Source organism: Methylobacter sp. (assembly GCF_023227905.1).
Classification (GTDB): domain Bacteria; phylum Pseudomonadota; class Gammaproteobacteria; order Methylococcales; family Methylomonadaceae; genus Methylobacter_A.
Window position 1 is genome coordinate 1 of record NZ_JALOCF010000062.1, and the last position, 20,810, is coordinate 20,810.

19 protein-coding genes are annotated in these 20,810 nt (G+C 47.5%); 6 read left to right on the forward strand and 13 right to left on the reverse strand.

All coding sequences use genetic code 11. The annotated features are described in order from the left end of the window. Both M0R47_RS18640 and glnA read right to left on the reverse strand, forming a co-directional pair. The coding region (locus M0R47_RS18640) for an aconitase family protein (RefSeq protein WP_292557589.1) at window positions 1–701 on the reverse strand (701 nt) is incomplete at its 3' end. A gap of 526 nt (window positions 702–1,227) precedes the next feature. Beyond that, window positions 1,228–2,637, reverse strand: coding sequence for a glutamate--ammonia ligase (glnA, locus tag M0R47_RS18645; RefSeq protein WP_292557591.1), 1,410 nt, complete (start codon window positions 2,635–2,637; stop codon window positions 1,228–1,230). 405 nt (window positions 2,638–3,042) lie between these two features. Between glnA and M0R47_RS18650 the strand changes: the two genes are divergently transcribed. The 6 genes from M0R47_RS18650 (at window position 3,043) to M0R47_RS18675 (ending at window position 11,341) form a co-directional block, all read left to right on the forward strand. Next, window positions 3,043–4,410: a porin gene (locus M0R47_RS18650; protein WP_292557593.1), complete on the forward strand. Its 1,368-nt coding sequence runs from the start codon at window positions 3,043–3,045 to the stop codon at window positions 4,408–4,410. A 116-nt stretch (window positions 4,411–4,526) separates the two neighbouring features. Then, a complete protein-coding gene (gene glnK, locus M0R47_RS18655) occupies window positions 4,527–4,865 on the forward strand; it encodes a P-II family nitrogen regulator (protein WP_292557595.1) in 339 nt (112 codons plus the stop codon). 15 nt (window positions 4,866–4,880) lie between these two features. Beyond that, complete coding sequence (gene amt, locus M0R47_RS18660) at window positions 4,881–6,239, forward strand: ammonium transporter (protein ID WP_292557596.1); 1,359 nt, start codon at window positions 4,881–4,883, stop codon at window positions 6,237–6,239. A gap of 271 nt (window positions 6,240–6,510) precedes the next feature. Continuing rightward, a complete protein-coding gene (gene glnK / locus M0R47_RS18665; RefSeq protein WP_292434626.1) occupies window positions 6,511–6,849 on the forward strand; it encodes a P-II family nitrogen regulator in 339 nt (112 codons plus the stop codon). Between the two features lie 14 nt (window positions 6,850–6,863). Continuing rightward, window positions 6,864–8,156 carry an ammonium transporter gene (locus M0R47_RS18670; RefSeq protein ID WP_292557598.1) on the forward strand — a complete coding sequence of 431 codons (1,293 nt, stop codon included), beginning with the start codon at window positions 6,864–6,866 and terminating at the stop codon, window positions 8,154–8,156. 242 nt (window positions 8,157–8,398) lie between these two features. Beyond that, on the forward strand, window positions 8,399–11,341 hold the full coding sequence (locus M0R47_RS18675) for a DUF748 domain-containing protein (protein WP_292557600.1): 2,943 nt from the start codon (window positions 8,399–8,401) through the stop codon (window positions 11,339–11,341). Between the two features lie 87 nt (window positions 11,342–11,428). On the opposite strand, the gene M0R47_RS18680 is transcribed toward M0R47_RS18675, so the two are convergent. The 11 genes from M0R47_RS18680 to M0R47_RS18730 form a co-directional block, all read right to left on the reverse strand. Then, a complete protein-coding gene (locus tag M0R47_RS18680; protein ID WP_292557603.1) occupies window positions 11,429–12,388 on the reverse strand; it encodes a hypothetical protein in 960 nt (319 codons plus the stop codon). 406 nt (window positions 12,389–12,794) lie between these two features. Next, a complete protein-coding gene (gene nirJ, locus M0R47_RS18685; protein WP_292557606.1) occupies window positions 12,795–13,931 on the reverse strand; it encodes a heme d1 biosynthesis radical SAM protein NirJ in 1,137 nt (378 codons plus the stop codon). Between the two features lie 110 nt (window positions 13,932–14,041). Then, window positions 14,042–14,536, reverse strand: a complete 495-nt coding sequence (locus M0R47_RS18690; protein WP_292557608.1) for an AsnC family transcriptional regulator — start codon at window positions 14,534–14,536, stop codon at window positions 14,042–14,044. A gap of 3 nt (window positions 14,537–14,539) precedes the next feature. After that, window positions 14,540–14,983 (reverse strand): Lrp/AsnC family transcriptional regulator, encoded by a 444-nt coding sequence (locus M0R47_RS18695; protein WP_292557611.1) that lies wholly within the window; start codon window positions 14,981–14,983, stop codon window positions 14,540–14,542. Beyond that, on the reverse strand, window positions 14,976–15,467 hold the full coding sequence (locus M0R47_RS18700; RefSeq protein WP_292557613.1) for an AsnC family protein: 492 nt from the start codon (window positions 15,465–15,467) through the stop codon (window positions 14,976–14,978). Before M0R47_RS18700 ends, M0R47_RS18695 begins: the two co-directional genes overlap by 8 nt. Continuing rightward, entirely contained in the window at window positions 15,460–15,918 is a 459-nt protein-coding gene (locus M0R47_RS18705) for an Lrp/AsnC family transcriptional regulator (RefSeq protein WP_292557615.1), read from the reverse strand. The genes M0R47_RS18700 and M0R47_RS18705 overlap by 8 nt, the downstream gene beginning before the upstream one ends. Before the next feature lie 4 nt (window positions 15,919–15,922). Beyond that, window positions 15,923–17,086 carry a cytochrome D1 domain-containing protein gene (locus M0R47_RS18710; protein WP_292557617.1) on the reverse strand — a complete coding sequence of 388 codons (1,164 nt, stop codon included), beginning with the start codon at window positions 17,084–17,086 and terminating at the stop codon, window positions 15,923–15,925. Window positions 17,087–17,157: 71 nt separating this feature from the next. Next, window positions 17,158–17,682: a DUF2380 domain-containing protein gene (locus M0R47_RS18715; protein WP_292557619.1), complete on the reverse strand. Its 525-nt coding sequence runs from the start codon at window positions 17,680–17,682 to the stop codon at window positions 17,158–17,160. A 9-nt stretch (window positions 17,683–17,691) separates the two neighbouring features. After that, on the reverse strand, window positions 17,692–18,024 hold the full coding sequence (locus tag M0R47_RS18720) for a cytochrome c (protein ID WP_292557622.1): 333 nt from the start codon (window positions 18,022–18,024) through the stop codon (window positions 17,692–17,694). Between the two features lie 5 nt (window positions 18,025–18,029). Continuing rightward, entirely contained in the window at window positions 18,030–18,341 is a 312-nt protein-coding gene (locus M0R47_RS18725) for a cytochrome c (RefSeq protein ID WP_292557624.1), read from the reverse strand. Continuing rightward, window positions 18,341–19,921 carry a nitrite reductase gene (locus M0R47_RS18730; RefSeq protein WP_292557626.1) on the reverse strand — a complete coding sequence of 527 codons (1,581 nt, stop codon included), beginning with the start codon at window positions 19,919–19,921 and terminating at the stop codon, window positions 18,341–18,343. Before M0R47_RS18730 ends, M0R47_RS18725 begins: the two co-directional genes overlap by 1 nt. Window positions 19,922–20,810: the final 889 nt, after the last annotated feature.

The window sequence follows — 20,810 nt, forward strand, 5'->3', positions numbered from 1 at the left end:
GCGACCAATCCTGCTCTGGCTCCGGCTTCAATCGCCATGTTGCACAGCGTCATCCGGCCTTCCATCGACAGTTCCCTGACCGCTGAACCGGTATATTCGATCACATAGCCGGTACCGCCCGCCGTACCGATTTTACCGGTAATTGCCAAGGCAATGTCTTTTGCCGAGGCGAATTTGGACAATTCGCCGTTGACCACCACTTGCATGGTTTTGGACTTTTTCTGCGGCAAGGTTTGGGTCGCCATTACATGCTCGACCTCGGAAGTGCCTATGCCGAAAGCCAATGCGCCGAATGCGCCATGCGTAGCGGTATGGCTGTCGCCGCACACCACGACCATGCCGGGATGAACAAAACCGTGCTCAGGCACAACAACATGAATTACGCCGTTGTTCGGATTGGACATGTCATACAGATTTAAGCCGTTCACGCGGCAGTTGTCAGCCATGGTTTCGATCTGTTTTTTTGCAATCGGATCGGCAATAGGCAAGTTGCGGTTTTTGGTCGGTACGCAGTGATCCATTGTGGCGAGAATGCTGTGCGGATTGCGCACCTTGCGACCCGATAAGCGCAGGCCTTCAAAGGCCTGTGGACTGGTAACTTCATGCATCAAGTGACGGTCAACATAAAGCAAAGGAGCCTGCCCAGCCTCATCAACGACAAGATGGCTGTCCCAGATTTTTTCATACATGGTCTTTTTCATAGCGTATTCCAAAGCGTGCATAACGACTCTACATTGAGCGTATGGCGTGTTACAGGATCAATCAAAAGCATAGCAAGACTATGCGTAACTGTATATTATCCTCTAAAAGAGAGTTGGTTTGCAATTTGCTAGAAGATACTCTCGCAAATAGACTTGCAATGCTTGTTATTCCTGTTGCGTTGCACTGTTGAAGGCACGAGGACGCTCGGATACCATGCAACTGAATGTGCGCTAACTTCAAGTCATGGTTAGCACTTTTATGATAGCAATGGCTGGTTTTTCCAGTCGTCACAGAGATAGGATACTTTGGTCATTTTTATCCCGAAAACCGCCGTGTCCGAGGAGTTCGTAAAGCCTTTAAACAGGGCATGGCAAACGGGATTGAAGCTTATGAATTTTTTGCCGGCGACTTGATGGGAAGCATTTGTAGAAGCCGGTTATCTGATTGCCGCAAATAAAAAACGCCCCTTGCGGGGCGTTTTTGTGCCTGCTGTAAAAAGGGCGGCTGGATAGTCGCCCGTAATTCTTACAAGCTGTAGTACATGTCGTATTCAGCAGGATGTGTGCTCATACGGATGCGGGTTACTTCTTCCATTTTCAAACTAATGTAGCCGTCAATTGCATCATTAGTGAATACACCGCCGCGCGTCAAGAATTCACGATCATTGTCCAGAGCGTCTAATGCTTGGTCGAATGAGTGGCAAACTTGCGGAATGTTTCTAGCTTCTTCCGCCGGTAAATCGTACAAATCTTTATCCATAGCATCGCCAGGATGGATTTTGTTTTGAATGCCGTCCAAGCCAGCCATCAACATTGCTGAGAATGCCAGATAAGGGTTTGCAGTGGAGTCAGGGAAGCGAACTTCGATACGACGGCCTTTTGGGTTGTTGACAAAAGGAATACGGATGGAAGCTGAACGGTTGCGTGCAGAGTAAGCCAGCATAACGGGCGCTTCAAAGCCTGGGACCAGACGTTTGTAGCTGTTGGTTGATGCGTTGGTGAAAGCGTTTAATGCTTTAGCGTGTTTGATGATACCGCCGATATAGAACAGAGCAGTTTCAGATAAGCCGCCGTACAGGTTGCCTGTGAACAGGTTGACGCCGTCTTTAGCTAAAGATTGGTGCACGTGCATACCGCTGCCGTTGTCGCCAACCAGTGGTTTAGGCATGAAAGTTGCTGTTTTGCCGTATGCGTGTGCAATGTTGGCAACGACATATTTCAGTTCCAAAACTTCGTCGGCTTTTTTAACCAGTGTGTTGAACCTTACGCCGATTTCGCACTGACCAGCCGTTGCTACTTCGTGATGGTGAACTTCAGTAATTTGGCCCATTTCTTCCAGCGTCAAACACATTGCAGAACGCATGTCTTGGAAAGAATCAACTGGAGGTACAGGGAAATAGCCGCCTTTAACGCCAGGACGGTGACCGGTGTTGCCGTCAGGATAGACTTTTTCAGAGTTCCAGCCCGCTTCTTCTGAATCGACTTTGTAGAAAGATCCGCTCATATCGGTGCCCCAACGGACATCGTCAAAAATGAAGAATTCGTTTTCAGGGCCGAAGAATGCTGTGTCGGCAATGCCGGTTGATTTCAAGTAAGCTTCTGCACGTTTGGCGATAGAGCGCGGGTCGCGTTCGTAACCTTGCATGTTTTTGGGTTCAATGATGTCGCAACGCAAGATTAAGGTGTTGTCATCAAAAAAGGGGTCCATAACGGCAGTGGATGGATCAGGCATTAAGATCATGTCTGATTCATTGATGTGTTTCCAGCCTGCAACTGAAGAACCGTCAAACATGTTACCTTCTTCAAAGGTATCTTCATCAATTGAATGGGCAGGGAATGTTACATGCTGCTCTTTACCACGAGTGTCACAAAAACGAAAATCGACGAATTTTACGTCATTTTCCTTGATCAATTTAAGTACTTTTTCTGCGGACATTTATTTTGTTTCCTGAGATGAGTTATATGGGATCAGCGTATATGCCAAACACTATAACGATACCATTTTTTTTAATGGATTAGCCACTAAAAAAACGAAGCGTAATAATCGGTGTTTTTAAGGGGAGGATCAGTAAGTTGGTTAATTGCACTGCTGTGGTGCCTAAGCGTTTTGCAATGCCCAAAATGGGTGCGAATTATTTTTTTGCTTTGTTATGTGATTAGCAGAGCATTTAAATTGCTGAGTTTGAGTAAGTGTTTTAACTTATTGAATGTAAAAAAAATAAAACTAGTATGTTTAAAGTATTGTTCCTCAGGAAATATTGTAAAAATGTAATTGGCATTGCATTTGCATGGAGTTGTTTAGGGGAATTTGCACTTAATCAATTATTAAGGATTTTTATTTATGAAGAACCATCCAAACAATAGTCGTTTTGAACTAAAGCCGTTGGCTTTGGGAGTAGCTTTAATTATCGGTTTCGGTACGGCTCAGGCAAAGAGCCTGACTGAGGCCAGCACTTTGCTTGAGACGGTGGGTGATCCTAACGAAAGCAAGTTCATGAAAGACAATGGACTGAAAATTGGCGGTTGGGCCAACGCAGGCATTACTTATAACGCGGCTAGTCCCGACAATAACTTCAACGGTCCGGTGACTTTCGCCGATCGCTCCGGCGAATTTCAGTTGAACCAATTAAACCTGTTCGCGCAGCGTGCCGTCGCGGCCGAAGGCGATGCCTGGGATTTCGGCGGACGTGTGGATGCAATGTTCGGTACCGATGCGATTTTCACCCAGGCATACGGCGTGCCTGCTTTCGATGTCAACACCGGACAGCCATTGAACCGGAGCCATTGGGACCTGAATATGCTCGGCAGCAGCGACAACCGCTTTTACGATATTGCGCTGCCACAGGCTTATGCCGAGATTTACGCCCCGCTAGGCAATGGACTGAATATCAAGGCCGGCCACTTCTATACACCGATCGGCTATGAAACGGTTCCCGCCCCGGACAATTTCTTCTATACCCATGCCTACACCATGCAATATGGCGAACCGTTCACTCATACCGGGGTGATGGGCAACTACACTGTCGACAAGAACTGGGCGGTGATGGGCGGTGCAGTGACCGGCAGCGCCACCGGTGGTTGGGATGGCGGCTGGGATAAACAGTTGGGCAACTGGGCGGGCCTGGCCGGCACGACCTGGACCAGCGATGACAAGAACACCTCCGCGAATGTTAGCGGTACCTATGGCGGCACGTCTGAGCACAGCAGCCAATCCTGGGGCTTATACAGCTTAGTGCTCAAGCACAACATCACCGATAAAACCCACCTGGTTTTGCAGCATGACCATGGCTACGCCAACGGCGTCTTGCTGGGCGGTGCGTCTACCGATACCGAATGGTACGGCATCAATTCGCATTTAACTTATGACGTTAAGGACAACCTGACGGCGGGCATTCGTGCTGAATGGTTCCGCGACCAGAACGGTTTCAGGGTCTGCTCTCCGGCCCGTGTCGCCGCGGCGACCAACGGAGCAGGTAACAGTTACGCTCTTGGTGATCAGCCTAACAACAGTACTTGTAACGCTGCCAGTTATTATGCCGTTACCGCAGGGCTGAACTGGAAGCCGATGAAATGGCTGAACATCCGTCCGAACGTGCGTTATGACTGGGTCGATGGCACCGTTGCCGCGACCGGCGGCCAGTATCGGCCTTTCGGCAATGCCAAGCAGGACCAATTCCTGTTCTCGACCGATTTCGCAGTCAGCTTTTAACGCAGCTTGATAGAAACATCAAGGTCAGCGCTTTAAGCGATGCAAGAGCAAAGTAGAGTGTAGCAAGGTAAATATTCTACTTTAAGCTGGATTTTAAATTTATAAAAGAGGCTCAAATGAAACTGATAACTGCTGTTGTTAAACCCTTTAAGCTCGACGATGTTCGAGAGGCGCTTTCGGATATAGGAGTTTCCGGGGTAACCGTCACTGAAGTAAAAGGTTTCGGTCGTCAGAAGGGGCATACCGAGCTTTATCGCGGCGCTGAATATGTGGTTGATTTTTTACCGAAGGCCAAAATAGAAGTGGCAGTGGCTGACACTATGTTGGAACAGGCCGTAGAAGCCATTACCAAGGCAGCCAATACCGGAAAAATTGGGGACGGTAAAATTTTTGTAACCGATTTAGAGCAGGTTGTCCGGATTCGTACCGGGGAAACCGGCGAAGAAGCGCTTTAATATCAAGGGGGAACTATGAAACAACTTTTAACTACCTTTATCCTGATTGCCTTATTCGGTTACGCGGGACTTTCTTTTGCGGAGCCTGCCGCGGCAATTACGGAAGCTGCCGTGTCGGCCGTTCCGGTAGCGACACCGGCGCCTGAAGTCAACAAAGGCGACACAGCCTGGATGATGGTTTCAACTCTATTGGTTATCATGATGGTGGTGCCCGGCCTGGGGCTGTTCTATGGTGGCTTAGTGCGCAGTAAAAACATGCTGTCGGTATTGATGCAGGTAATGGTGGTGTTCTCAATGATTGCCGTGCTGTGGGCCATTTACGGCTATAGTCTGGCATTCGGAGGCGAAGGCCTGATCATCGGCAACTTTAGCAAGGCGTTTCTAATGGGCGTAACCCCCGATTCTCTCGCGGATACTTTCACCGATAACGTAAAGATCCCTGAGTTTATATTTATTGCTTTTCAATCCACATTTGCAGGTATTACCTGCGCGCTGATCGTCGGTTCATTTGCCGAGCGTATCAAATTTAGCGCGGTATTGTTGTTTTCCGTCATCTGGTTCACGTTTAGCTATTTGCCGATTGCCCATATGGTCTGGGGCGCAGGCGGTTACCTGTTAGGCAAAGGAGCGCTTGATTTCGCCGGCGGTACAGTTGTGCATATTAACGCGGCCATGGCAGGTCTGGTAGGCGCTTATATGGTAGGCAAACGCATCGGTTACGGAAAAGAGGCGATGACGCCGCATAGCCTGACGTTGACCATGGTAGGCGCCTCGCTGTTATGGGTAGGCTGGTTCGGCTTTAACGCCGGATCTAATCTTGAATCCAACGGCGGTGCTACACTGGCTTTCATCAATACCCTGCTGGCGACTTCTACAGCTGTTCTTGCCTGGTCGGCGGGCGAAGCCGTAATCAGGGGTAAGGCCTCAATGCTGGGCGCTGCTTCTGGCGCGGTGGCCGGCTTAGTGGCTATCACCCCGGCTTGTGGTTCGGTGGGCCCTATGGGTTCTATCGTTATAGGATTGGCGGGCGGTTTCTTGTGTTTATGGGGCGTCAACAATCTTAAGAGGATGCTTGGCGCTGACGACTCGCTTGATGTGTTCGGCGTGCATGGCGTAGGCGGCATTGTCGGCGCGCTGCTGACCGGCGTGTTTACCGCTCCCGGCCTGGGCGGCACAGGTGGCGAGGATTTCTCCATTGGCAGCCAGTTGCTGATCCAGGCTGAAGGCGTGGCTATCACCATTGTCTGGTCGGGCGTGGTGTCCTATATTGCATACAAAGTTGTCGGTATGCTGGTCGGCCTTAGAGTCAGTGAAGAAGTTGAACGCGCTGGGCTGGATGTCTCCAGCCATGGCGAAACCGCATATCACATTTAGTTTCATGGCGAACTTTCCTTAAAGATAAATCTTTTCGGGTAAACAACGGGCTCACTGTACAGTGCGCCCGTTTTTGCGTTTGAAGAAAAATAGGAATGGGGAAACAAATACATCAGTTCGTGTTTTTATCAGGCTCGTTATACCCAAAGGGCATAAGTTTCGTTTGAGCAGACAAGCTGCTCAACTCAGCTTTAATTGTATGTTGATGGTTAATTCACTATGATTGCGGTGGATATTTTTAATACTTTTTGCAACTTGACTGAGAGATAACATGAAACTAATAACAGCGATCATTAAACCGTTCAAATTGGATGATGTCCGAGAAGCATTATCTGAAATTGGCGTTGCTGGCGTTACTGCAACAGAAGTAAAAGGCTTCGGTCGTCAGAAAGGCCACACCGAATTGTACAGAGGTGCCGAGTATGTAGTTGATTTTTTACCTAAAGTTAAACTGGAAATCGCTGTTTCTGATGATGTTCTGGATAAAGCCGTCGAGACGATCGTTAACGCGGCCAATACCGGCAAAATCGGCGATGGAAAAATATTTGTATCAAATTTAGAGCAGGTTATCCGTATTAGAACGGGGGAGACCGGCGAAGATGCCATTTAGGCGCAAGGAAAAAAATGTTATCTATAATAAATAGAAGGCTGGTTTCAGGCCTCTTACTGTTACCCGATCTTGCCTTTGCGGATCAATTAAACCAGGCCAATACGGCTTGGGTTTTAACATCGACCGGCTTGGTTTTGTTTATGACAATACCGGGCTTATCGTTGTTTTATGCCGGATTAGTTAGAAGCAAAAACGTGCTGTCGGTATTGATGCAATGTTTTGCGATTACCTGTCTGGTTTCCATTCTTTGGCTGGCCGGCGTTTACAGTTTTATTTTCGCCGACGGCGGAGAATTGCAAAAAGTCATCGGCGGCGCTTCCAGGGTATTTCTTTCTGACGTAGGGACCGCATCGTTAAAAGGCACTATTCCCGAAACAGTCTTTTTTATGTTTCAGATGACATTTGCGATTATCACGCCCGCATTGATAGTCGGCGGTTTTGCCGAACGGATGAAGTTTTCGGCGATGCTGTGGTTTAGCGGTTTATGGTTGATTGTTGTTTATCTGCCGATATGCCATTGGATGTGGGGTGGCGGCTGGCTGGCCGATTTGGGCGCGATGGATTTTGCCGGCGGTATCGTTATCCACGTTAATGCCGGTGTTGCGGCTCTGGTCGCGGCGTTGGTATTGGGTAAAAGAAGAGGCTTTCCCAACACTGCCATGCCGCCGCATAACATGACCATGGTGGTTACCGGGGCGGGCATGCTGTGGGTCGGCTGGTTCGGGTTTAATGCCGGCAGTACCTTAACCGCAGATGGCCGTGCCGGCATGGCGATGCTGGTGACGCATATCGGTGCGGCTTCCGGCGCTTTAACCTGGATGTTTATAGAGTGGAAGCGTTTTAGCAAACCCAGCGTATTAGGTATTGTGACTGGCATGGTCGCAGGTTTGGGCACCATCACTCCCGCTTCCGGCTTTGTCGGCCCTTTCGGCGCGCTGGTGATTGGCATTACCGCCGGTGTTGTATGCTTTTACGCTACGCAGTATGTAAAACGTACCTTGAAAATCGATGATTCTCTGGACGTGTTTTCCGTTCATGGCGTAGGCGGCGTGACCGGTTCATTGCTAACCGGCGTTTTTGCGGCAAGCGGCTTGGGTGGACTCGGTTTTGCTGAAGGGGTTTCAATCATGGATCAGGTCAGCGTTCAAGCCTTGGCGATTGTAATTACTGCGGCCTGGAGTGCATTATTCAGTTATCTGATTTTAAAATTACTGGATAAGTGGATAGGCTTGCGGGTGACCCCGGATGAAGAAGTGCAAGGCCTGGATACCGTTCTGCATGAAGAGACCGGTTATCTTGATTTGTAGAATCGTTTGCTAGTATTCGATCAAAAAGGCGGCTCTTCAGGTTCTGAGGGTCGCCTTTTTTGTTTGTCGTGATGGCTATTATCCGGTTTTTAAATCTTTATTTATCTGCCCCGCTGTGCTCGGAAAAACAACTACACCTGTAGAGATTTTTTACCCGCCGGGCGAAGAGATAAGGTGCCGGGTTTTAAAATACGATGAGTATATAATGGCAGCAAGTTAACGCGAATCAGGTGACAGGGTTTATGAAAATTCGACGCATACCCACTAAAATAAAAATAGCGGTTCTTATAGCGGGCAGTCTTCTGGGCATCTATGTCCTGTTGGGCTTTTACTTGTTGCCGATGCTGGTAAAGTCGAAACTGCCGACGCTTATTCAGCAGCAAACCGGCAGGAAAGCGTCTGTTGCAACAGTCCGGTTCGATCCTTTTTCGTTAAAGTTGAGCGTGCAGGAATTTGCGCTGCAAGAACCGAACGGCGAGCAGTTTGTCGGCCTTGATGAGCTCTTTATCGATATCAATGGGCTGGAATCCATCGGTCAGGCGGCTCTGGTTATTGATAACATGTCGCTGAACAAGCCGACTGTCCGTATCGCCAGAGATAAAGAAGGAGAATTCAATTTCAAAGACCTGCTCAAAGACAGCGGCGAAGCCAAGCAAGATGACGATAAAATTTTCCCGGTAAACATCGCCAAGCTGTCGATAGCCGAAGGCAAACTGGACTGGGAAGATGCGCATTTTAGCAGTCCAGAAAAGGAGACTGCTTATCCGATCAACCTCTCTATTGAAAACTTCACGACCCAAGCGGAAAAGCAAGCCAACTTAGGGTTGTCGCTGGAATTAAGTTCAGGCGGCAGGCTGGATTGGCAAGGTGCTATTAGTCTTAATCCGCTGTCTTCATCAGGGCATGTCAAACTGGAGAAAGTTCAATTGCCGAGAATACAGGCTCTGGCCTTGCAAGATCATGCACAACTGGATTTACAAGGTTATGAACTGCTCGAGGCCGATTACAAGGCCGATTATGTTGACGATAAATTTAACGTCAGCCTTAATCAAAGCAAGCTTGAACTACACGATTTTCAGGTTTCAGCAACCGCGCATGACAAACCGATGATTAAAATGGCTAGTTTTTCGGTTCAAGGAATTGGTTTTGATCTTAAAAAAAATGAACTGACGGTCGAATCAGTTTCTGCAAATAATGCTGATTTTGCTGCATGGATGAACCCGGAAGGCGTTTTAAGTTATCAGTCCTTGTTGCCGGATGTAAAAGCTGAAGAGCCCTCTGCTGAGCCGGCGAATAAAACACCGTGGAGTATCAAGGTCAATCATATCGGGCTGAACAATTGCGGGCTTACCTTTGAGGATCGGACCCTAAAAAAACCTGTCACCATTACCGCCAAGCCTATCAATTTTCAGCTGACTAATTTCAGCAATGATGCCGGTGCGAGCCTGCCTTTTCAGCTTAGCGCCGGGTTAAATGAAACCGGTTTGATAAAGCTTGACGGCAACACCGTTATCGAACCTTTATCCGCGCAGATAGCCGTTGATGCCAAAGATATTGGCTTGGAAAAATTCCAGCCTTATGTCGATCAATTTGCCCGGCTGGATGTCATCGACGGAAAGCTGGCCGTTGACGGCAAGGTATCTATCGCCAAATCAGCGCAGGACGAGTTGGATATTAAGTTTGCCGGCAATACCGAAATCGCCGATTTAATCACCCGCGATCAGCTGAAAAACAAGGACTTTATAAAATGGGAAAGTTTAAAGCTGAAAGGCATTGATGCTGATTTGCCGGCAAATCGATACAGCGCTAAAACGCTGATCATTAATAAACCCTATGTCAGAGTCGTCATTAAAGTAGATAGGACCAATAATTTTGACGACATCATGATAGCGGATAAAAACGTTAAGAAAGATGAGCGGAAGGCTACCGTTAAAGCCGCTAAAAACACCCAGTCAGAAGTTAAGAAGACTGAATATAAACTGGGTAAGGTTCAAGTCATTGACGGCTCTTCCGATTTCTCCGATCTTTCCCTGATTTTACCATTCGCTGCGCAGATCAAAAGCCTGGGCGGCGGCGCAAGCAATATTTCCTCAGACCGAAAGGCTACGATTAAGGTTAATTTAAAGGGAACGGCCTATGATCTGGCGCCGGTCGATGTCAAGGGCGAGATCAGTCCTTATGCGGGCGATTACGATGTGTCCATTAATTTTACCGGTATGCCGATGCCGTTGATTTCATCGTATGTGGTGCAATTTGCCGGGTATAAAGTTGAAAAAGGCAAAATGTCGCTGGAACTGAATTATAAAGTTTCCAACAAGGAGTTGACTGCATCCAATAATATCCTGATTGACCGGCTTGAGCTGGGTGAGAAAGTTGAAAATCCGAATGCCGTGTCTTTGCCTCTGGAGTTGGCCGTAGCGCTGATGAAGGATACTGATGGTAAAATAAAATTAAACATCCCCATTACCGGCAGTCTGGAAGATCCCAAATTCAGCGTTACACATCTTATCGTGGATGCATTGGTTAATGCGCTCAGTAAAGTGATTACCTCACCATTTCGCGCTTTAGCCTCTCTGGTCGGCAGCGAAGCGGATCTAAGCACTATCAGCTTTCCAGCGGGTAGCGCGGAATTAGATAAAAAACAAACCGACAAGCTGGATGATTTGGTCAAGGCGTTAAAAACACGCACGGTTTTAAAGCTGGAAATTAAAGGCGCGGTTTTTCAGGAGCAGGATTGGCCAGCGGTCAGCGACGACGCTTTATACGATCAGCTTAAAAAAATAAAAGCCGCCGAGATTAATAAACAGGGCGGCAGGAAAATACGCGCGGAACATGTTGTCATTTCCGACCAAGACTACCGGCGCCTGATGGAACAGCTATTTGCTGAAAAATTTCCGGCGATGGTGGAAAGAACATTGCTGGGTAGATTACGCATAGTAGGCACCAAGGCTGATACTAATACGCACGAGTTTTATGCAATCGCCAAGGAGAAGCTGTCAGCCATCATTAAACCCGAAGAGCAAAGGCTAAAAGGCTTGGCCGCAGAAAGGGCGCAAGCGATTGCCAGCTATATCGTACAAAAAGGCGGCATAGCCAATGAACGGATATTTATACTGGATACAGCGATTGATCCTGCGAGGGAAGGTAACGAGATAGTTAGTTTGTTGTCTTTGAAAACGGATTGAGTATTGGGCGCTATCTAATCGGCGTTATATTGAGTAACGCCCGGCCCATTTAAATGCCAGAGTGATTTAGATCGTAAAAATGTTATGTCAATCGGCAGGTCGGCTACGTAAGGGGCGATGCGCGGTGGTCGACACAAACTCAAGGTCGGGTACATTGCCGAATCCGCATTTTATGTTCTCGGGATGTTTGCCATTTAAATGCATTCGTTTGATACAAGATCGATCTTGAACGTTGCCGTCCTGGTCCCAGTAGATATATCCGTTCTTCAAATCAAGCGTTAAGCCATTCGGATTATTATTTTTCCCGACAACAAACAAGTCATCAACCCCAGTACCGTCCAAATTGGATCGTCGAACGACGTCATTCACGTAATCAGTCCAATATATTTTTTTCCCAATCGGGTCAACTTGTATCGATGAAGGCCGGCCTATTGCTTTGATTACGGTTTCAATTTTAGAACCGTCCAAGTCGGACCTGAGTATATCCCCGAGGTACGTTGAAGTGTTTGAGCACGAATTGTCCGAACAGTACGAAGTCGTCCAGTACAGCTTCTTATTTACTGCGTCGATTGCCAGATTTCCCCCGGCAGTGCAAAAAAAGCCGACATTGGCGGGGCAAGGGGAGGGAATAATAAAAGATTGCTCTGTGCCGTCTAAGTTGGCGCGACCAATTTGATTTTGTGATTGGTCGCTCCAATAAATTTTATTATTTTCGACATCTATATCCACATCAGAAACAAAATCCAGCTTAGACATCACAATATCTTTTTGATTTTTGCCATTAAAGTTGGTTTTGCTGATGGCATGGCGATTAGCGTCAGACCAAAAAATTTCTCCGTTAACAGGATTAATTGCAATACCGCGAACACCATCTCCTGTTGATACAAGCGATTTAAATCCTGTGCCGTTAGGTTTCATGCGTTTGATGTAACCGTTCGAAAAAGTCGGCAAAAAAATATCCGCAAAATATAGCTGCTCAACATCTGCGTATGCAGCCGGCGCAACAAATAGACTGCTTAATAAAATTGATATAACAAGTGTTTTCATCAGCATTTCTCTCATTGTTGTGAAAAAAGGCCGAACTATTTGTATACGCACTAAGTCAAAAAGCACACTCGTTAGTTCGGCTTTTCCGGGCTTAGGCTCACAACTTTTCGTCCCGACCTTCGCAGGGTTTATATTGTTTACTATTCAATAGATTGCTGATGAATACAACGGGTATAAACACTTACCTGATGGGGGGTATCGCGCGTTTTTTGATGATAAGCCGAATTGAAAATAGGATATGTCGTTTGCCAGGCTATGCCTGGCTTTTCTGACCTATTGGTGATGCAAACTTAGCATGGCTAAGTTTGTGCTTGAATTCAAGTTGCTGAAAATAGGGGAATATGACGTAAGCAATGCTGCTTTATTGAAAATTCATTAATAAAATGAAATGTTAATAGGGCTTTAATTATGCAATTTCAGCATCCGTTAGATAGCAACCCGGATCTTCAGCCCAAAAATTGCCTGTGGTTTGTTCTGCCCTGACGCGGGTGTTGCCGTTGCAGATCGTCTGGTACCGGCACCTTGCACAGCGTCCTTCGAGAGGTCTGGGTTGTTGTTTAAGGCCTGCCATCAATGGATCGCTGGTATCCATCCATATTTCCGAAAACGGCCGTTCCTTGACATTGCCCAGTTCATAATGCCACCAGAATGTGTCAGGATGGACATTGCCCAGATTGTCGATATTGGCGACATTGACGCCGGAGGCATTACCGCCCCATTGTTCCAGCTTGGCTTTGATATGTTCGACTTTGTCAGGGAAATGCCGGGCGACCCAGTGCAGAAAATAAACCGCATCGGCATCGTTATTGCCGGTGACGAATTCCCGGTCTTTTCCTTCTTTTAGCCAGTTATAGCTGGTTTCAAACATTAGATCCATCGCGGTCCGGGTCATCGCAAAATGCGCGTCATCTTTGCGGTTTTTGTTGCCGCGACCGCCATAATTCAAATGCGACAAATAGAACTTGTCGATATTGTTATCATCCATTAACTGCAGCAAGGCCGGGAAATCCTGGTGGTTATCCTGTGTCAACGTAAAACGCAGGCCGACTTTGATGCCTTTTTCCAGGCACAGGTGGATGCCGTGTAAAGCCTGATCGAAAGAGCCTTTTACTCGCCGGAACTGGTCATGGGTGTCCTTGATGCCGTCCAGGCTGACACCGATGTATTGATAATTGATATCGGCGATTTCGTCGATATTATCCGCAGAAATTTTAGTGCCGTTGGTTGATAGCGCGACATAAAATCCCATGTCTTTGGCATGGCGGGAAATTTTAAAGATGTCGGGATGCAGCAACGGCTCACCGCCGGATAAGATCAGCACCGGCACTTTAAAAGCTTTCAGGTCATCCATGACCGCATAAATTTCCTCGGTACTTAATTCGTTTGGGAAATTGATATCGGTGGAGGTCGTGTAGCAATGCTTGCAGGTAAGGTTGCAGCGGCGGATCAGATTCCAGATAACCACCGGCGCAGCTGGTTTTCGGGCTGGCTTTAAGGGGGTTGGGTCTATCAGTTCCCGCATGTATTGGCTTAGTCTAAACATAATCAGTATCCTAATTAGTAACGGGTTGATTGTCGTTGGGTTGTCTGATGCTACTCAAGGGGGATCGGGTTTGCAACCCTGGATTCAACATTTGGAGAGCTGTCTATCGATTATTGCGTAGAGAGCGGCTGGCTAGCGGTGCGAAAACCGGTTTTTTTCAGGATTTTGGTGCTATATAAAACATCGCAGCCCAAATTATTGTCGGCCAACAAAGCTTTAATCTGCTGAATCTGTTCATCGACCGCTTCCTGGCTTTTGCCATGCACCATAGCAAACAGGTTGTACGGCCATCCCGGCAAATGCCTGGGACGATGATAACAATGGCTGACGAATTCCAGTTGCCCGACTTTGTGCCCCAATTCGTCAATGACTTCATCGGGCACATTCCAGACAGTCATGCCGTTAAAGCGATAGCCCAGTTTATAGTGGTTAGGTACCGCGCCTATACGGCGGATGATGCCGCTGTCTTGCATTGTCGATAGCCGTTGCATCACATCGTCGGCTGTCAAACCCAGTTGTTCTGCAAGGGTCTGGTAAGGCTCAGGCGTTAACGGCAAGCCGGCTTGGGTGGCCTGAATGATTTGACGGTCTATTTCATCAAGCATTGTTTAAGCTTCCAGTTTCAGGTTGACAAAATATTCTTTGATTTTCGGCATGTTGTAGACCGTAAGGCCGGTTGCTCGTTCTATGGCATTGATGGTTTGCTGGATTTGTTCGGGCGTTTCGGTCGCTATCACAAACCACATATTCAGCTCATGGCTGCGCGCGTAATTATGGGCGACTTCGGGAAAGGCGTTGATGATTTCGGTGATTTCATTGTAACGCTCTACTGGCGCTTTAATGGCCGCCAGAGTTAAGGCGCCGCCCATCTGCTCGGCATTGTACAAAGGGCCGAATCGGGTCAGGACGCCATTATCTAGCAATGCTTTCAACCGCGTTATTAAATCTTGCTCGGTCAGTCCCAGCTGTGCGGCAACTTGTCGATAAGGAGCGTCGCAGATCGGAAAGCCGTTCTGCAACGCGTTGATAAGTTGTCTGTCTATTTCATCCATTAGCTAAAGCGGGGTTTTTATAAAGGGCACCGCGTTGTTTAAAACAGCGGTTGCTGAACAGGATGTCTTTGTCAAAGCCGCTTAATCCGCAAGCGTCGACGAGTTGATCCAGTTGGTTTAGCACGGTGGCCTTGTCTTTGCCGTGAATCATGCAATACAGGTTGTACGGCCATTCCGGATATCTGGGCCGTTGATAGCAGAGCGTCACAAACGAAAACCGGCTGATATGTCCGCCCAGTTGTTTAACAAGATGATCCGGCACATTCCAGACAACCATCGCATTGGCGCGGTAACCCAATTGCCGGTGTTTGACGATAACGCCCATGCGTTTGATCAGGCCTTGCTGTTTAAGCCGGGTTAAGCGCTCGATTACTTCGGCTTCGGGCATGTCGCAATGCCGACCGATTTCCAGGTAAGGCTTGGGGCAAACCGGCAGTCCCAGTTGAATGTGTTCAAGTAATTGACGATCACGGGTATCAATCATTATTCAAATCCAGCTTAAAGCCCAAATCAATAAAAAAATCATCCAGCATCGGCAGCAGCATGGCCGGGTATGACGTTTCCTGTTCGATTGAGTCAATCACGTCGCGTAAATGTTCGGCATCGGAAGCGATGACCACAAACCAGAGGTTAAGCCGGTGCTCGCGTTCATAATTATGATTGACTTCAGGATACGCGCTGATTTTGTCGGCGATAGCCTGTAGTTGCTGCTCAGGCACGGACATCGCAACCAAGGCGCTGACGCCGATATGGTTGGGCGGAATAACCGGGCCGATGCGGCTGATAAGGTTGTTATCGTTCAGTTCGGTAAATGCCGCTAAAACTTCTGCTTCGGTCACGCCCAGCGCATCGGCGATGTCCTGATAGGGCCGGGCCGACAGAGGAAAGTCGTGCTGATAGTCGTTTAGCAGTTGTTTGTGTAAAGTCGTCAGCATGGGTTTATAAACCGATTTTATGCGCACGCGAGCTAAAGAAAATACCGTTGGGTTTGTTGGCGGGCAAGCGCGTGATCTCCTGCAGGGTTTCCGTGTCGTAAACCACCAGCTGGTTATCGTCTCTTACCGCAATCCAGACTTGCTCGCCGCGCGGGGTGAATTCCATATGCAGCACGGCTTTTCCGGGCGATAAGGTCTTGCTTATAGACAGGTCTTTAACATCGATAATCTGTACCTGATTGTTATCGGGGAAAGCAAAGTTAACCCAGACTTGCCGCGCATCGGGCCTTGCCATCACAAAAACCGGCTGCCCGGCGACCGCTATGGTGCCGCGCAGTTCCCAGGTGTTTTTGTCGATAACCAGAACCTTGTGTTGGCCTATCGCGGGCGCAAACAGGTAGTCGCCGGCTACCGCCCAGCCTTCGAGATGCGGCATTTTATAAACAGGCATTTTTTCATCGTCTTTGCCGTAGTTGGGCAATATGTGTTTAACTCCGGCATCAAGATTCCATAAATCCAGCAGTGCCAGTCCGGGTTCGCCGAATAAACCGGCAATGTAATAATGACCGTCCGGCGACATTAACGCGTCGTAGGGCTGTTTGCCGATGTTGGGGAATTTTTTGATGACCGGTGTTTTAGGGTTTTTAAAGTCGGCCATCCAGATTTCGCCGGCATCGAACAGGGAAAATACAAAGCGCTGTCCCGGCGCGTCAACCAGGCCGACCACTTTAGAGCGCAGTCCCTCGCCATAGTTTGCCGGAATATCGGCAACCAGTTCCAGCGTGTCGGCTGAAAAAACTTTAACGCCGCCGGGGGTGTAGTTGGAAACCGCAATTAATTTACCATCCTGGGAAATCGCCCCACCGATGCTGTTGCCGGCCTGGATGATGCGCTTGTCGATTGCATCCTTGAGCATGTCGATTTTGGTCAAGCCGCCGTCCCGTCCGAAAACATAGGCGTAACGCTGATCGCGGGAAAAAACCACTGAGGCATGGGACAAGTCGCCCAGTTTTTCAATTTTGGCTAAGCGCTTATGCTCGGTGGTATTGATGATCAGCGCATTGCCGTCTTCCCGTTCGATGACGATGCCTAAATCGCCGGTGGCGCGTAGCTCTGCCATGACGTTGAAGGAGAATAGCAAGGCTAGAAGAGAGAGTAGTTTGGTCATGGGTTTGTGCGTATAAGAATGTTAATAGCCGGACTAAAGTCTACTTGAACGTAGAGACGAGGAACAAAATATTAATGTAATGGAATATGCTTAGGGGGTGGTGGTGTGTAACGATTCTCCAAATCCTTGTCAATTTTACTGGCAATGCTTTCAACGCCTTTAAGGGTTAGTTTCTCATCACCCCCTTTAGTTTCTGAAATATAGTTGCCGACCAACTGCCCATCCTTAGTTCTGATTAAGTGACCCATGATATAGGCGAATAAAAAACTGGGCTTATGGAGTCTTCCAACCAATACATAATCAGCACCTGCTGTTTTGCCAAGCTCTGCCGCGACATCGTCATGGTCGAACAGATAGCCGAAACCGCTGTTGGCTTTATGTTGGGTGGTTAAATCAATTGAAATAATTCGGTAACCAGCGCTTTTTAACTCTTCTTCCAATAAGGGTTTTAAGCTAGCTGTTCTATTAATTTCAGTAGGCGTCCTGGGGGCTAGCGTCAAGTCATTAAGCTCAAAATCCAAAATGGCAATGCTTACTGCTGCATTGACTGAGCTAATCGAAAATGCAATCAAAAATAAAAAACAAAAAGTCTTCATTTGATAGCTTTACTTAAGGTTCTGTGTCTCGGATCTACGCAAAATGCTAACTAGCCATGCGGCCTCATCTCGATTCATAAACGGCTGCCAAGGCGGCATTGCTGTTCCTTGGCGACCGTTAAGTATGGTTGAAATCAACAAATCATCGGGCTTTCCGGCCAATGCTTCGGGTAACAGGGAAGGGCCAAGGCCCCCTTTTAATGTTAAACCATGGCACGCGCCGCAATCATGATTGAGCATGTTGCGGATCGCGCTTTGCCGCGCCGGTGAAGGTTCGCCGGCTAAGCTGGTTTCAGTCAAAACAGCTGTAATGACCAGCATTAATAACGGCAGTTTTTTCATGATTCTTATGGTTTTAACTTGGCATAGTACGTCGCGACATTGTTGATATCGTCATCGCTTAAGGAGCCGGCGATAGTATTCATAATGTCGGATTTTCGGGTTTTGTCCCGGTACTGTTTGAGCGCTGTTTTCAAGTAATCCGCATCACGCCCGGCCAGCGGCGGAAAAGGCGCGTTGGCTGAAGGCATTCTAATGCCGTGACATTGCGAACAGACCGCCGCCGCTTTTGCTTCGCCTGCGTAAATACTTGCTGCATTGACGCTTTGGGCGGATACCAAGCCCAAGATCAACAATCCTGTAAGAGTGGATAATCTCATTATTTTGCTCCTTTCATCTCGTCAGGAGAAAGGCCGCGAGTCATGTATCTGACGCGACCATGAGAAAATATACCCGCAGGGCTTTCCATGGGCACGGAAGCAACTTTTTGTAAGGATACGGAGTCATAGACAACGACTTCGTCACCGCTGTAACCGGCGCTAACATACAGGAACTTACCATCTGCACTGTATTCAGGGAAATAAGCGTGTCCGCCTACTTCCAATGTTTTAACTACATCCAGCGTTTTCTTGTCGATCATCTGGATGGTGCGGGCGCGACGGTCTTTAGAGATGATGTCAACCGCGACATAAGGCGCATTGGCGTGAGCAGCCGGTGATTCGGTGCCCCCGGCAACCGGAATCTGCTTGACTACTTCCATTTTGTCCAGATCCCAGACGCTGACCACCATTTTGTCGCAGTCACCGAAATTGGTTCCGAAACCGAGTGTGCGGCCGTCAACTTCAACCACAGAACCGCCGCCTACATGAGGTACGCAACCGGCTTCCAGTTTTTTGATGATTTTGCGGTCTTTTAAATCAATGGCAGTAACAATGCTGTCATCATAAGAAGCGACCATCAATTTGCTGCCGCCATGGCTCAAGAAGGCATCATGTAAATGACGGCCGACTTTTTCGATTTTAGTGACAGGGAAACCTTCTTTTAAATCAACCACCCAAACTTGACCTGCGTTTTCCAAGGCGATGGCGAAAATATCGTCAAATGGTGTGCCGATAATCATGCCGGAATCGGAAGAAACCATTTTGCCATCCGGATCAACGCCTTCCAGTTCGAGGGTTTTTAAGGGCTCCAAGGTGTCAGCATCAAGAATGACGGCGTTATGTGGTACATAAGAGCCCGCCATAATGTATTTACCGTCGCGGGAAACGCCTAGTCCAGGCCCGTTGAAGCCGGTTTTAACGCTACGCACGGCTTGCATGGAATATAAATCCACTTTAAAAATTTCCGCGGTATCGGTTTTTACGTACGCCCAGCGAGGGTTGGCGGGGTTATAGTCGATAATATGCGCGGCGGTAACTGTAGGAATTTCACCGATTTGCTTATGCGTGACGCTGTTGATGAACACCGCTTTTGAACCTGAGCCGCGACCGTATTTTCCTCGAGCAGCCACACCGATCACATCATCCATACTGTTGATTTCATAGGTAGGCTTTGCAGGCAGGGTGCTTTCGTCTTTAACATAGACTTTAATTGACGCTTTAATGTCGTTAATCGTCCAGGCTGGATTCGCCTGTTTTGGCGTGGTTTGTAAATGATTGACCAAGCCACGGATATCATCATCTGACAAGCGACCGTAAAACGGAGGCATTAAAGTATCGAAACTTCCAGTCATGATCAGGCTGCGTAAAGCAGTAGGGCTACGGCCTTTCAGGGAGTCGGCATTCAATCCGGGAGCAATAAATCCGCCATGGTCTGATCCGTGGCAACTGGCGCAATTATCCTCATATAATTGGTGCATGTTTTTGGTCGTGTCAGGGTTTGCCTGCGCTCCAAGGGGTAAAATGATAGCGGCTAAACCGATAATGACTGATTTGGGTAGGCGTTTTTTTATTGTATTCATTTAAGTTGGACTCCAATGTAGTGTTGAATCAATATTATCGTGTATGACTGAAAAGCTCAAGCTTGATTTTGGTCATTGTATATTCCCTGCCATTATCGAAACAGTGAAGAAATGCGCTGCGATCTAATTTGGCAAACAAGCATAATGATTGGAGCGAGAAAAAGCTCATTGTTTCGACAATTTGCTGATGCGCATATGAAGGATTTGTAGAGACATTTGCGGAGCTAAAGGTTGTTTTTCCTTTTTGGAAAGCTGGTAGAGTGGTGATTAATGGGAGTGATTATTTTGGTTATATATCAAAAGACTATGGTGTTTTTATGGCAACACTATGTCATTCAGGTTAAGGTCCTTGGTGGTGTTTGTAAACCAGTTGCTAGAGCATTTCTTTTCGGTTAGCAGTTGAGTAACTGGCATCAGTCTTTTTAGAAACCAGATTGAAATGGTTGTGTTCTTTATTGATGTAAGCTGCTTGTTTGAGACAGGTGAGAGATTCGGTTGATTGCTGCTCGAAGTCTGCTTGGGTATTTTTTCTTGAAAATGTTCCAGAACATAATGATGGAAAATTCCTGTATATGCTAAGTGTTCGATTGGTATCGCTCTTTAAAAAATGATGCGAAAATTACGAGGAAAGAAGTTGATTGGTGTAGCAAGAATAGTTACCTATGAAATTAAATTATGGCTTCATAGCTAATAATTCTCAATATTCTATATAAAGGACAAAAGCTATAACATAAAGACGATGTTTATTCTTGATGGCATATGCAAGATTGGACGAAGTTTAGTGTTCTACTGACAATTTACAGGTTTGCGTAATAATTTCTTGACGCCGGCTGTAAAGGCTGTAAAATGCGCAGTTCTTTCGGGGCAGGCAGCCCTGGCAGTCTTGACC

Excerpts from the sequence above, each read along its gene's own strand:
- glnA (WP_292557591.1), bottom strand. The coding sequence starts at position 2,637 with ATGTCCGCAGAAAAAGTACTTAAATTGATCAAGGAAAATGACGTAAAA.
- M0R47_RS18650 (WP_292557593.1), top strand. The coding sequence starts at position 3,043 with ATGAAGAACCATCCAAACAATAGTCGTTTTGAACTAAAGCCGTTGGCT.
- glnK (WP_292557595.1), top strand. The coding sequence starts at position 4,527 with ATGAAACTGATAACTGCTGTTGTTAAACCCTTTAAGCTCGACGATGTT.
- amt (WP_292557596.1), top strand. The coding sequence starts at position 4,881 with ATGAAACAACTTTTAACTACCTTTATCCTGATTGCCTTATTCGGTTAC.
- glnK (WP_292434626.1), top strand. The coding sequence starts at position 6,511 with ATGAAACTAATAACAGCGATCATTAAACCGTTCAAATTGGATGATGTC.
- M0R47_RS18670 (WP_292557598.1), top strand. The coding sequence starts at position 6,864 with ATGTTATCTATAATAAATAGAAGGCTGGTTTCAGGCCTCTTACTGTTA.
- M0R47_RS18675 (WP_292557600.1), top strand. The coding sequence starts at position 8,399 with ATGAAAATTCGACGCATACCCACTAAAATAAAAATAGCGGTTCTTATA.
- M0R47_RS18680 (WP_292557603.1), bottom strand. The coding sequence starts at position 12,388 with ATGAAAACACTTGTTATATCAATTTTATTAAGCAGTCTATTTGTTGCG.
- nirJ (WP_292557606.1), bottom strand. The coding sequence starts at position 13,931 with ATGTTTAGACTAAGCCAATACATGCGGGAACTGATAGACCCAACCCCC.
- M0R47_RS18690 (WP_292557608.1), bottom strand. The coding sequence starts at position 14,536 with ATGCTTGATGAAATAGACCGTCAAATCATTCAGGCCACCCAAGCCGGC.
- M0R47_RS18695 (WP_292557611.1), bottom strand. The coding sequence starts at position 14,983 with ATGGATGAAATAGACAGACAACTTATCAACGCGTTGCAGAACGGCTTT.
- M0R47_RS18700 (WP_292557613.1), bottom strand. The coding sequence starts at position 15,467 with ATGATTGATACCCGTGATCGTCAATTACTTGAACACATTCAACTGGGA.
- M0R47_RS18705 (WP_292557615.1), bottom strand. The coding sequence starts at position 15,918 with ATGCTGACGACTTTACACAAACAACTGCTAAACGACTATCAGCACGAC.
- M0R47_RS18710 (WP_292557617.1), bottom strand. The coding sequence starts at position 17,086 with ATGACCAAACTACTCTCTCTTCTAGCCTTGCTATTCTCCTTCAACGTC.
- M0R47_RS18715 (WP_292557619.1), bottom strand. The coding sequence starts at position 17,682 with ATGAAGACTTTTTGTTTTTTATTTTTGATTGCATTTTCGATTAGCTCA.
- M0R47_RS18720 (WP_292557622.1), bottom strand. The coding sequence starts at position 18,024 with ATGAAAAAACTGCCGTTATTAATGCTGGTCATTACAGCTGTTTTGACT.
- M0R47_RS18725 (WP_292557624.1), bottom strand. The coding sequence starts at position 18,341 with ATGAGATTATCCACTCTTACAGGATTGTTGATCTTGGGCTTGGTATCC.
- M0R47_RS18730 (WP_292557626.1), bottom strand. The coding sequence starts at position 19,921 with ATGAATACAATAAAAAAACGCCTACCCAAATCAGTCATTATCGGTTTA.